This window comes from Mycobacterium sp. UNC410CL29Cvi84, from assembly GCF_000686745.1.
In the GTDB taxonomy this organism is placed as follows: Bacteria; Actinomycetota; Actinomycetes; order Mycobacteriales; family Mycobacteriaceae; genus Mycobacterium; species Mycobacterium mucogenicum_B.
The window spans coordinates 186,561-198,431 of sequence record NZ_JMLM01000009.1 but is presented as its reverse complement, the minus strand read 5'-3'; the positions used below and the strand labels follow the sequence as shown (position 1 = coordinate 198,431).

The window sequence follows — 11,871 nt, the reverse complement described above, 5'->3', positions numbered from 1 at the left end:
CTTTGAACGCACTCAGGACGTTACCAAGCACATGCCTGCCCGAGGGCGAAGTTGACGGCCCAAATGGACTCGTACGGCGTCGTGACCTGCCGTGGCGCCGACTACACGGCGGGGTCGGGCGGCTCGACTTCGGCCTGCCATCGGCCCGCGTCGGCGCGATCTGGCGAAGACGGATCAGCTGCCGATGGGGCCTCAGAGCGCCCCTGGCAGTTCAGCCACGTCTGTTGCGTCTGGACGGCGATGGCGTCGTTCGCAGTCCCGGTGCCGTCCCATAGCCCCCGACCGGCAACCGTCACGATGGGCCAGAAGTACGCCGCGACATCGCGCACCTGCCGGATCGGGATCCGCGTGGACACGGCGGCGTAGTGCAACCAGTAGTCGTCCGCCCGGGGGCACACGTGGGCGAACGCTTCGCCCTGATCCCGCAGTGCCCCAAGCAGTTCCGGAGGGTAGGCGACACCGGATACGCCGGTCGCGAACACCGTCTCGGAGGCTTCGGTCGTGGTGCACATCGGCCAGGTTCGGTACGGACCGTCGCTGCGGATGCGCGCACGGAAAGCGGTGACCTCCCCGGGTCGATGTGCGGCGAGCAGCTCCGCGAGCCAGGTGGGCGGGTAGTAGACGTCGTCGTCCGCCGTGACGAGGGTGCGGTCGGGTTCATCCGGCAATATCTCGTTGGTGTACGGGAAGTACTTCTTGTGCGGTCCGTAGTCGCGGCAATGACGAATTTCCAATCCGCGGGCCTGCAGTCGTTTCAATGTTGCCGGCGGATCGAGGTACGCGTCACGGTCATCGAGCCACAGGATCAATCGGCGAGGCTTGACGGCGCCGGCACCGATTGTCTCGATCGTTTGCCACACCGTAGAAATCCGCTTGCCGTAGCTCGTCAGCGACACGTTGGCGGTACCGGTGCCGACGACAGACTCAGCGGACCTGTGGTTTCGCACGAGCAGACGCGCGCCCAGTGTGCCCAGCTCCGCGAAGGTGCATACCCACCCGAGCGGATCCGTTGGGTGAATGCCGATATTGCGCATGGCCCCACCGGCCTTCCCCCGCGTGGCGAACACGAAGCTTTGCTGCAATCGCACGTGAGTCTAATGGCTGAGGCGAGATTCTTCTTTTCGAAGAGCACTTGCTGACGGAGTGACGGATTTGCCGGCCGATTGTCGAATTCGGCCGGCCACACCACCTCCGCCGGCCGCTTTTGATCTCCGATGTTTTCGACTTAAAATCGAAAACGTGACGGACGTGGGGACTGCGCATGAAGTGCTCGCCGTCGTCTTCCAGGTGCGCCACCTCGACAGCAAGACACCGCAGCTCAGCGTGCTGCTCTGGGAGCGCGCCATGGAGCCGCAACGCGGCGCGTGGTCCCTGCCCGGCGGTCAGCTGCGGCACGACGAAGACATGGTCAGTTCCGTCCGGCGTCAGCTCGCCGAGAAGGTCGACCTGCGCGAACTGACCCACCTCGAGCAGCTCGCGGTCTTCTCCGAGCCCAAGCGCGTGCCCGGCCCGCGCACCATCGCCTCGACCTTCCTGGGCCTGGTGCCCTCCCCCGCAACACCCGAACTGCCGGGCGACACACGCTGGCATCCGGTGTCGGCACTGCCACCCATGGCCTTCGACCACGGCCCGATGATCACGCACGCGCACGCCCGACTGGTCGCCAAGATGTCCTACACCAACATCGGATTCGCCTTGGCACCAAAGGAATTCACCCTCACCACGTTGCGGGACATCTACGCCGCCACTTTGGGCCACCCGGTGGATCCGACCAATCTGCAGCGCGTGCTGGCCCGGCGCGGCGTCATCACCCCGACCGGCACGACGGCCCGCTCCGGACGCAGCGGCGGCCGCCCCGCCGCGCTGTACCGCTTCACCGACTCCACATACCGCGTCACAGACGAGTTCGCCGCGTTGCGTCCACCTAGTTAGTTGCTCTACGCATCGTGACGTAGGTCACTTTCAGGCCACATTTCGCGAGCCGGAATTGGTTTTTAAGGGTTCCTTAAGACATGATTTCCCGATGACCATGGGCAATGCAGCCAGGGCGTTCGACGCCGAGTGGATCGGCCAGCCGTACCACGAGGAACTCCAGCCCGGCACCCGCCCACTGCGGCCCAGCGAGGACTCGTTCTACGTGCCGCCCGTCGGCTTCGAACTCACCGCGCCCGGCACCGTCCTGCGGTCCCGTGACGTCGAGCTCGGCTTCATGGGCGTCATCCCCCAGGGCGTCACCGCCACCCAGCTGCTGTACCGCAGTACCGATCTCAACGGCAGCGCGCAGGCCGCGGTGACCACCGTCCTGCTGCCCGTCGGCCACAACGCCGACACGCGCTGCCCCATCGTGTCGTATCAGTGCGCCATCGACGCGGTCTCCGACGCCTGCTTCCCGTCCTACGCCCTGCGCCGTCGCGCCCGGGCCCTGGGCTCGGTGGCACAGCTCGAATACATGCTCGTCGCCGCGGTCCTCGCGCAGGGCTGGGCCGTGTCCATCCCGGATCACGAAGGCACCGACGGCATCTGGGGCGCGCCGCACGAACCCGGGTACCACATCCTCGACGGCCTGCGCGCCGCCATCAACACCGAATCACTCGGCCTGTACGCCGACGCGCCGATCGGCCTGTGGGGCTACTCGGGCGGCGGCCTCGCCAGTGCCTGGGCCGCGGAGGAATACGCCAACTACGCGCCCGAGCTCAATGTCGTCGGCGCCGCCCTCGGCTCTCCGGTGGCCAACCTGGGCAACGTCTTCAACCAGCTGAACGGCACCTCCAAGGCGGGCCTGCCGGCCACCGTCATCGCGGCGCTCATGCACATCTACCCAGGCCTGAACCGCGTCATCCATGAGCACGCCACCGAGGCCGGTAAGGCGATGCTGCGCAACATCGAGGGCATGACCACCGCCGAGGCGGTGATCCGGCACGCCGGACTCGACTTCGACACCCTGCTGAAGTCGCCGCTGCAGGAAGTGCTCGAGACCCCAGAGGTGCAGCACGTCTTCGAGAGCATCAAGCTCGGCAAGACGGCGCCGACCCCGCCGCTGCTGATCATGCAGGCCGTGTACGACCAGATCATCGCCGTCGGGAACATCGACGAGCTGACCGACACCTACGTCATGGGCGGCTCGCACGTGACCTACCACCGCGACATCCTCAGCGAGCACATCGCGCTGCACCCGCTGGCCGCGCCGATGACGCTGAACTGGCTCGCCGAACGGTTCGACGGCAAGCCGCTGGGCCCGACCGTACGTACGTCGTGGCCGGCCCTGCTGAACCCGGCGACCTACCTCGGCCTGCTCAAGCTGGGCGTCGTCAGCACGAAGGTTCTGCTGGGACTTCCGATTGGGCGTCGGTAGCCACCGGGGCGACGGCTGCCGGTAGCCGGACCGGCGCCGGCTCCACCGGCGGCCAGGCGCCCAGATCGTCGCGCTTGGTCGCCAGCGTGCAGAACAGATAGACCAGCGCCGCAACGCCGGCCGGGAAAATCAGCGTCGTGGCGATGACCCATGGCGAGTGGCCGAAGAACACCGGCGGCGCCTCGACGAGGTAACCCACCCGATGCTCGGGCGACAACGGCGCGCCCGCGAGATCCGGTGTCCCATAACGCCAATGCGCGACGACGGCGCCCACGCCCGTGAGCGCGCCCGCGGCTGCCACATTGCCGAGCGCCAGCGCGCCGGCCAGCAGCGGCCCGCGATGCGCGCGCCATTGCCACACCAATGTCGCGGCCACGACGGCGATCACCGTCAACAGACCGACCGCCAACGCACCGCCCAGGAACACCCGGTCCGATTCGTCACCGAAGTACCCGTGGATGCGCTGACCCTTCTTGGTCAGCGCGACGACGGCGTCGACCGGCGGGGCGAGGAACGCCCACACCACGCCGCCGAGAGCGCCGGTCAGCGCCAGGCCGACGACGACCCGCAGCGCCGCGGCGCGATGCGAAAGCGTTGGCGCCGAGGCTGTTTCAGCGGGCTGAGTCACCGTTGAGTTTCCAGGTCCTTCGAGTCCACCACCCCGTGCCGGGAGCACTTGGCCCGCCAGCCGTCGGGGCGCACCTGCACCACCATGCGTCGGCCGCATTCAGCGCACCAGCGGGGCGCCTCCAGACCGAGCTGGGCCGTGGTCGGCATGACGGCGCCGTCGACGGCGTCCGCCGCGACACCGGTGTACACGTTGAACTTGCCGGCACTGACGGGTGCGGGCAATTCTCTGGTCATCACGTCTAGTTCTACAGGGTGGCGTTCAGAGCCTTGATCGGCATCTGCAGATCGTCCAGCAGTTCCAGGTCCGACTCGGCCGGGCGACCCAGCGTCGTCAGGTAGTTGCCGACGATGACGGCGTTGATGCCGCCCAGGATGCCCTGCTTGGCGCCCAGGTCGCCGAGGGTGATCTCGCGGCCACCGGCGAAGCGCAGCATGGTGCGCGGCATGGCCAGACGGAACGCGGCGACGGCGCGCAGCGCGTCGGCGGCCGGCAGCACCTCGAGGTCACCGAACGGGGTGCCCGGGCGCGGGTTCAGGAAGTTCAGCGGGACCTCGTGTGGGTTCAGCTCCGCGAGGTTCGCGGCGAACTCGGCACGCTGCTCCAGCGTCTCGCCCATGCCGAGGATGCCGCCGCAGCAGACCTCCATGCCGGCTTCGCGGACCATCTCCAGCGTCTTCCAGCGCTCTTCCCAGGTGTGGGTCGTGACGACGTTGGGGAAGTACGACTTCGAGGTCTCCAGGTTGTGGTTGTAGCGGTGCACACCCATGGCCTTGAGGCGGTCGACCTGCTCCTGATCGAGCATGCCCAGCGAGCAGGCGATCTGGATGTCGACCTCGTTGCGGATGGCCTCGATGCCGGCGGCCACCTGGGCCAGCAGACGCTCGTCGGGTCCACGCACCGCGGCGACGATGCAGAACTCGGTGGCACCGGTCTTGGCGGTCTGCTTCGCAGCCTCGACGAGGCTCGGGACGTCCAGCCACGCGCTACGCACCGGGGAGGCGAACAGACCCGACTGCGAGCAGAAGTGGCAGTCCTCAGGGCAACCGCCGGTCTTGAGGCTGATGATGCCCTCGACCTCGACCTCGGGACCACACCACTTCATGCGCACCTCGTGCGCGAGGGCCAGCAGGTCCTCCAGTCGGTCGTCGGGCAGCTGCAGAACCTCGAGCACCTGCTCCTGGCTCAGGCCTTCGCCACGCTCGAGCACCTGCTCGCGGGCTACACCCAAAACATCGGTCGCGGCCTGAGTCATCGGCACTCCTTACTTCAGGCCGACTGCGGCCTACAACTTGAACGGTGTTTAGGATACAGACGTGCAACTGCACCGAAGCGACGTGGTGGCCAAGGCCGCCGAAATCCTGGACAACTACGGGATCGCCGACCTGACCATGCGCAGGCTGGCGCGTGAACTGAGCGTCAGCCCAGGCGCTCTGTACTGGCATTTCGCCGACAAGCAGGAGCTGCTGGGCGCCGTCGCCGACCGCCTGCTGGCCAGCGCGGCGACCGTTCCGGCCGGCGGCGAATGGCCGGACCGCATCGTCGCCCTGTGTTCGGCGCTGCGCGACGCGCTGCTGTCCGCCACCGACGGCGCCGAGCTGGTGTCGGCCAGTTTCTCCGCCGGGCGATCAGCCGAGCTGAGCCGCATCGTGGCGGCCCTCACCGACGCGTGCGTCGAATCTGGGCTGACGGCGCACGACGCCGACCTCGCGGCCCGCACCATCGTCTACTACGTGCTGGGCTTCACCGCCGACGAACAGTCCCGCATCCAGTGGGACGCGGCCGGCGCCACGGTGGCCGACAGCGAGGCGGTGTGGTCCGAAAATGCCGGTGGCCGTTTCACTTTCGGCCTCGGTCTGCTCGTCGACGGGCTCGCGGCGCACGCCATCAGCCGCCGCAGCTGAGGCCGGGACACGCGTCGAGGGCCGGCCACCGCACCGGGTGCGTCAGCCGAGCAGAATCTCCGTGCGGGTGTCGCCGTTCCACAGCCGCAGTCGGGTCGCGGTGGCGCTGATCTCGGCCGGCCGGCCGGCAATGCCGAGTGCCCTGGCGAGCCGATCCAGCGGGATACGACGCGCCAGGGTGACGTGTGGCGTCCAGTCACCCGGCTCGGTGTGCGGCACGGGGCCCGGCCGTAGATACGGCGCGGCGAGCGCGCAGACCTCGGCGTGCAGGTCGAGCAGGTCGGCGGTGGGCACCACGAGACGGGCCAGGACTCCGGCGGAGCGGCCGAACACCAGCGTGGCGCCTAAACGGGCCCAGAACGGGAACCGCCCGTCGACACCGGCCAACGCCGGCACCACCGCCTCGTCGATCTGCTGGGCAACACACAAGGTGGCATGTGGACGAGCGGCGGGCGGTTGAGCGACGATCCCCGCCGCGCGCAGGTCGTCCCAGGCGCGCCGGATCACGGCCTCGGTGTCGAGGTCGAACAGCAGCTCGACCGAGTGCACCATGTCAGCCGACCAGGCTCGAAACCCATTGCGGATCAAACGCTTTCGCGCTCACGGCAGCGAACTCCCCGGGCGACAACAGGCCCGCGCCGTCTGGCAGCACGGCACGCACCGGAGCGATGTCCGCGAGCGCACCCCGGTTGGATGCTTCCGCGAGACCCGGCTCCTGCGGCCAACTGCCGATCACCAGTCCGGCGCACGCGATGTCATGCGCGGCAAGCGATTCGACGGTCAGGCCGGTGTGGTTGAGAGTGCCCAGACCCGGTGCGACGACGACCAGGACCGCGGCCCCGAGTTCGACGGCCAGGTCGCGCAATGTCGTGCCGTCGGCGCCGAGTTGGACGAGTAGTCCCCCGGCGCCCTCGACGAGGGTCAGCTGACGGGGCCGGTCGACGTTGCGGACCAGAGCGACCAACTCGTCGCGCGTCGGCAACTCCATACCGGCCAACTCGGCGGCCGCGACGGGTGCGAGTGGTTCGGGATAGCGCCAGCCCGGCACGAGCGACGTGACGTCCGCCAGGCGACCCACCTCGGCCAGATCGTCGTCACCGTGGCCGGCGGCCGGCGAGATTCCGGTCTGCACCGCCTTGCACACCGCGACGTCCAGACCGGCCTGGCGGGCGGCACTGGCCAGCGCCGCGGTGGCGATGGTCTTGCCGACGCCAGTATCGGTCCCGGCGACCAGCAGCAGCGTCACGACTGCACCAGCGCGAGCACCTCGCCGAGCACCCGCCCGGCCAAATCCAGTTCGCTGTCGTCGAGCGACGCGCGCGCCGTCAGGCGCAGACGCGAGGTGCCGGCCGGCACCGACGGGGGCCGGAAGCAGCCGACCCGAACTCCGCGGTCCAGGCACGCCGACGCCGCGGCCAGCGCGACCTCGGGGTCACCCAGGATCACCGAGACGACGGCCGAATCAGGCGTGTGGACGGCGCCGCCGAACCGGGCCAGCGTCGCGGCGTGCGTCAGCACGGCCTGCGCCCGCCAGGGCTCGGCGATGAGGACATGCAGCGCGGCCTGCGCGGCGCCGACGGCGGCCGGAGCCAGACCGGTGTCGAAGATGAACGTGCGCGCGGCGTCGATGAGGTGCGCCCGCACGGCGGCCGGCCCGAGCACCGCGCCGCCCTGGCTGCCGAGCGACTTGGACAGCGTCGTCGTCACCACGATGTCGGGCTCGCCGGCCAGGCCGACTTCGTGCACCAGGCCGCGGCCACCGGTGCCGCGCACGCCGAGGCCGTGAGCCTCGTCGACGATCAGGAGCGCGCCGTGCCGGCGACAGACCTCGTGCAGGGCGCGCAAGGGCGCGAGGGCACCGTCGGTGGAGAACACCGAATCGGTGATCACGACGGCCCGCTCCTCGGACCGGCTGACCAGCGCGGTCTCCACGGCGCCGACGTCGTTGTGCGGGGACACCACCACGCGCGCTCGGGACAGCCGACAGGCGTCGACGAGTGAGGCGTGGCTGTAGGCGTCGGAGACGACCAGTGAGCCCGGCCCCGACAGCGCCGCCACCGCAGCGATGTTGGCGGTGTAGCCGGACGAGAACACCAGCGCCGACTCGGCGCCCATGAAGTCGGCCAGCTCGGCCTCGAACTCCTCGTGCAGTTCGGTATTGCCGGTGACCAGGCGCGATCCGCCGGAACCCGCGCCCCAGGTGTGCAGCGCCGTCACGCCGCCCGCGATGACGTCGGGATGCTGGGTCAGGCCGAGATAGTCGTTGGACGCCAGGTCCAGTTCGGTGGCCACCGCGGGCCGGACCCGCAGCGACCGACGCAGACCCGCGGCCCGGCGCTGGCGTTCGACATCGGCGAGCCAGGCCAGCGGCGAGTGATCAGTCATCGGCGCGCTCTCCTGACTCCAGTGCAATTGAACGGTGTTCAGGTTAACGCACGGGCAACGGCGACCACAGCAGAGGTGATCTGGTCGATCTCGTCGGGCGTGCAGATGAAGGGCGGCATCACGTACAGCAGCTTGCCGAAGGGCCGCAGCCACACACCGTGCTCGATCGCGGTGACCGTGGCCAGCGCCATGTTCACGGGCTCGCACATCTCGACGACGCCGATGGCGCCCAGCACGCGCACGTCGGCGACCGACGGCAGGTCGGCGGCCGGTGCCAGACCGCGCCGCAGCCCGTCCGCGATGGTCGCCACTCGTGTCTTCCAGTCCTCGCTCAACAGCAGCTCGACGGCCGCCACCGACACCGCGCACGCCAGCGCGTTGGCCATGAACGTCGGCCCGTGCATGAGCGCGCCCGGCTCGCCCGAGCTGATCACCCGCGCTATCTCGGCGGTGCACAGCGTTGCCGCCAGCGTCACATAGCCACCCGTCAGCGCCTTGCCGACGCACATGATGTCGGGGCTGACGCCGGCATGGTCGGCGGCGAACAGCTCGCCCGTCCGCCCGAAACCGGTCGCGATCTCGTCGAAGATCAGCAGCACGTCGTGCCGGTCGCAGATGTCGCGCAGTGCCGTCAGGTACCGCTGGTCGTGGAACCGCATGCCGCCGGCGCCCTGGACCACGGGCTCGACGATGACGGCAGCGAGCTCGTCCACATGCGCGGCCAGCTGGGCCTCGAAGGCCTCGACATAGGCCGGGTCGAATTCCGCGGGCACGCGCGGCGCGAAGATCTGGGGCATCAGCACATCGGTCCAGATCGAGTGCATGCCACCGTCCGGGTCGCAGACGCTCATCGGGGTGAAGGTGTCGCCGTGGTAGCCGCCGCGCCACGTCATCAGCTTGTGCCGGCCGGGACGGCCGAGGCTGCGCTGGTACTGCAGCGCCATCTTCGCGGCGACCTCGACGGAGACCGAACCGGAGTCCGAGAAGAACACCGTGTCCAGTCCGGCCGGGGTGATCTCGACGAGCAGCTGCGCCAGCCGTGCCGCGGGCTCATGCGTGAGGCCGCCGAACATGACGTGGTTCATCCTGCTCAGTTGCCGGGTGATCGCGGCATCGAGCACCGGATGTCCGTGCCCGTGCACCGCCGTCCACCACGAGCTCATCGCGTCGATGACCTGCACCGGCCGGCCCTCGTGGATGAGGGTCAGCATGATGCCATGCGCCTCGGTGGCAACCACCGCCGGCAAAGCCTCGGCGCCGATGGTGCTGTACGGATGCCAGATGTGGGCGGTGTCGATCGCCGAGATTTCGGCAGGGTTCAGCGCTGGCACGAGGACCGAGCCTAATCGCCCGCCGAGCACGTCGAAACGGGCGTGCTCAGCACGCGGGCGACTCGCCGTTACATGAACGTGGCCTGGATCTTGGGTAGATTGACATTCGACCATGACGACTCTTGCAGCACCGCGGCCGGCGTCGCAGCCCGGGTCGGGCAACGCCGAGCGCGTCTCCGACAGCGGTGCGGACGCCGCGGCGGGCAATGCGCCGAGCGCGTTCTACCGCCACGACCTGGACGGCCTGCGCGGCATCGCCATCGCGATGGTCGCGGCCTTTCACGTGTGGTTCGGCCGCGTCTCCGGCGGCGTCGACGTCTTCCTCGCGCTGTCCGGCTTCTTCTTCGGCGGCAAACTCCTGCGGATCGCGCTGACGCCGAACGCGCCGCTGTCCCCCGGTCCGCAGCTGCGCCGCCTGGTCCGTCGCCTGCTGCCGGCGCTGATCGTCGTGCTCGCCGCGGGCGCCGTGCTGACCATCGTGATCCAGCCTCAGACCCGCTGGGAGACGTTCGCCGACCAGAGCCTGGCCAGCCTCGGCTACTACCAGAACTGGGAACTCGCCGAGACCGCGTCGAACTACCTGCGGGCCGGCGAATCCGTCAGCCCCCTGCAGCACCTCTGGTCGATGTCGGTGCAGGGCCAGTTCTATGTCGCGTTCCTGGCGCTGATCTTCGGCTTCGCGTACCTGTTCCGGCGCCGGCTCGGCGACCGGCTCCGGCCGGCGTTCATCGCGCTGCTCAGCGTCCTGACCGTCGCGTCGTTCGTCTACGCGATCTTCGCGCACCAGGCCGACCAGGTGAGCGCGTACTACGACAGCTTCGCCCGCGCCTGGGAGCTGCTGCTCGGCGCTCTCGTCGGCGCGCTGGTGCCGTCCGTCCGGTGGCCGATGTGGCTGCGCAACGTGGTGTCGGTGGTCGCGCTGGCGGCCATCCTGTCGTGCGGCGCCCTGATCGACGGCGTGCGGGAATTTCCGGGGCCGTGGGCGCTGGTTCCGGTCGGCGCGACCATGCTTTTCATCCTCAGTGCCGCAAATCACACCGAGCGGCTGCCGGCGCCGAACCGGCTCCTGGCCACCGGCCCGTTCCTGTCGCTCGGCACCATGGCGTACTCGTTGTATCTCTGGCACTGGCCGCTCCTGATCTTCTGGCTGGCCTACAGCGGCCACAGCCGGGCCCATTTCGTCGACGGCACCGTCGTGCTGCTCGTCTCCGGAGTACTGGCCTGGCTCACCACCCGCTATGTGGAGAACCCGCTGCGCCGGCCGGCGACGACGGGTTCGGCCGGATTCGCCGGGCTGCGGCGGCCCACGGCGGTACTGGGGACACTCGTCGCCGTGATGGGCGTGACGCTCACCGCCACCGCATTCACGTGGCGCGAGCACATGAACACCGCCCGCGCCAACGGCAAGGAACTCGCCACCCTGTCTGCGGTCGACTATCCGGGCGCCCGTGCCCTGCTGCACCACGCCCGGGTGCCGAAGCTGCCGTTCCGCCCGACGGTGCTCGAGGCGCACGACGACGTGCCCGCGACGACGGCTGACAGCTGTATCGCCGACTTCGACGACCTGTCGATCCGAAACTGCACCTACGGTGACGCGCAGGCGCCCCGCACCATCGCGCTGGCCGGCGGCTCGCACGCCGAGCACTGGATCACCGCACTGGACCTGCTCGGCAAGCGCTATCACTTCAAGGTCGTGACCTATCTGAAGATGGGCTGTCCACTGTCGACCGAGCAGAACCCGCTGGTGATGGGCGACAACCGGCCGTACCCGAAGTGTTACGAGTGGAACGAGCTGGTCATGCCGAAGCTGGTGGCCGACCACCCGAGCTTCGTCTTCACCACCTCCACGCGGCCCTGGAACATCAAGTCCGGTGACGTGATGCCCGGCACGTACATCGGTATCTGGCAGCGCCTGTCGGATGCGAACATCCCGATTCTGGCGATGCGCGACACTCCGTGGCTGGTCCGGGACGGTAAGCCGTTCTTCCCGGCCGACTGCCTTGCCAGCGGCGGCAATTCGACGTCCTGCGGCATCGCCCGCTCCGAGGTACTGTCCGACCACAACCCGACCCTCGATTTCGTCGCGCAGTTCCCACTGTTGAAACCGCTCGACATGAGTGACGCGGTGTGCCGCCCCGACATCTGCCGCGCTGTGGAGGGAAATGTGTTGCTATACCACGACTCTCATCACCTGTCCGCCACCTACATGCGCACCATGACCGGCGAACTCGGCCGCCAGGTCGGGGCTGCCACCGGCTGGTGGTGAGCTGC

At 69.0% G+C, this 11,871-nt stretch carries 12 protein-coding genes; 4 read left to right on the top strand and 8 right to left on the bottom strand.

The window, feature by feature from the left end:
• Positions 1 to 101: 101 nt before the first annotated feature.
• Positions 102 to 1,067 carry a hypothetical protein gene (locus BR47_RS0114440; RefSeq protein ID WP_231506708.1) on the bottom strand — a complete coding sequence of 322 codons (966 nt, stop codon included), beginning with the start codon at positions 1,065 to 1,067 and terminating at the stop codon, positions 102 to 104.
• 172 nt (positions 1,068 to 1,239) lie between these two features.
• Between BR47_RS0114440 and BR47_RS0114435 the strand changes: the two genes are divergently transcribed.
• Together BR47_RS0114435 and BR47_RS0114430 are read left to right on the top strand one after the other, a co-directional pair.
• Positions 1,240 to 1,932: an NUDIX hydrolase gene (locus BR47_RS0114435; RefSeq protein ID WP_036421260.1), complete on the top strand. Its 693-nt coding sequence runs from the start codon at positions 1,240 to 1,242 to the stop codon at positions 1,930 to 1,932.
• 91 nt (positions 1,933 to 2,023) lie between these two features.
• Entirely contained in the window at positions 2,024 to 3,352 is a 1,329-nt protein-coding gene (locus BR47_RS0114430) for a lipase family protein (RefSeq protein ID WP_029119953.1), read from the top strand.
• Here the strand turns inward: BR47_RS0114430 and BR47_RS30540 are convergent.
• The 3 genes from BR47_RS30540 to bioB are packed head-to-tail and all read right to left on the bottom strand — an operon-like array spanning position 3,309 to position 5,235.
• The gene (locus BR47_RS30540) at positions 3,309 to 3,980 is read right to left on the bottom strand and encodes a DUF2567 domain-containing protein (protein ID WP_036427323.1); all 672 of its coding nucleotides are present in this window, start codon (positions 3,978 to 3,980) and stop codon (positions 3,309 to 3,311) included. The genes BR47_RS0114430 and BR47_RS30540 overlap by 44 nt on opposite strands.
• Entirely contained in the window at positions 3,977 to 4,216 is a 240-nt protein-coding gene (gene bsaP, locus BR47_RS0114420; protein WP_029119952.1) for a biotin synthase auxiliary protein BsaP, read from the bottom strand. Before bsaP ends, BR47_RS30540 begins: the two co-directional genes overlap by 4 nt.
• A gap of 11 nt (positions 4,217 to 4,227) precedes the next feature.
• Positions 4,228 to 5,235 (bottom strand): biotin synthase BioB, encoded by a 1,008-nt coding sequence (bioB, locus tag BR47_RS0114415; protein ID WP_020103207.1) that lies wholly within the window; start codon positions 5,233 to 5,235, stop codon positions 4,228 to 4,230.
• A 61-nt stretch (positions 5,236 to 5,296) separates the two neighbouring features.
• Between bioB and BR47_RS0114410 the strand changes: the two genes are divergently transcribed.
• A complete protein-coding gene (locus tag BR47_RS0114410; RefSeq protein WP_029119951.1) occupies positions 5,297 to 5,884 on the top strand; it encodes a TetR family transcriptional regulator in 588 nt (195 codons plus the stop codon).
• 42 nt (positions 5,885 to 5,926) lie between these two features.
• Here BR47_RS0114410 and BR47_RS0114405 read toward each other — a convergent pair whose 3' ends face one another.
• The 4 genes from BR47_RS0114405 to BR47_RS0114390 are packed head-to-tail and all read right to left on the bottom strand — an operon-like array spanning position 5,927 to position 9,600.
• Complete coding sequence (locus tag BR47_RS0114405; protein ID WP_029119950.1) at positions 5,927 to 6,436, bottom strand: 2'-5' RNA ligase family protein; 510 nt, start codon at positions 6,434 to 6,436, stop codon at positions 5,927 to 5,929.
• A gap of 1 nt (position 6,437) precedes the next feature.
• Positions 6,438 to 7,130 (bottom strand): dethiobiotin synthase, encoded by a 693-nt coding sequence (gene bioD / locus BR47_RS0114400; RefSeq protein ID WP_029119949.1) that lies wholly within the window; start codon positions 7,128 to 7,130, stop codon positions 6,438 to 6,440.
• Positions 7,127 to 8,269, bottom strand: a complete 1,143-nt coding sequence (locus tag BR47_RS0114395; RefSeq protein ID WP_029119948.1) for an 8-amino-7-oxononanoate synthase — start codon at positions 8,267 to 8,269, stop codon at positions 7,127 to 7,129. The genes bioD and BR47_RS0114395 overlap by 4 nt, the downstream gene beginning before the upstream one ends.
• Positions 8,270 to 8,307: 38 nt before the next feature.
• The gene (locus tag BR47_RS0114390) at positions 8,308 to 9,600 is read right to left on the bottom strand and encodes an adenosylmethionine--8-amino-7-oxononanoate transaminase (protein WP_029119947.1); all 1,293 of its coding nucleotides are present in this window, start codon (positions 9,598 to 9,600) and stop codon (positions 8,308 to 8,310) included.
• Between the two features lie 112 nt (positions 9,601 to 9,712).
• On the opposite strand from BR47_RS0114390, the gene sucT reads away from it, so the two are divergent.
• Positions 9,713 to 11,866 carry an acetyltransferase SucT gene (sucT, locus tag BR47_RS0114385; protein ID WP_029119946.1) on the top strand — a complete coding sequence of 718 codons (2,154 nt, stop codon included), beginning with the start codon at positions 9,713 to 9,715 and terminating at the stop codon, positions 11,864 to 11,866.
• The last annotated feature ends 5 nt before the right edge of the window (positions 11,867 to 11,871 follow it).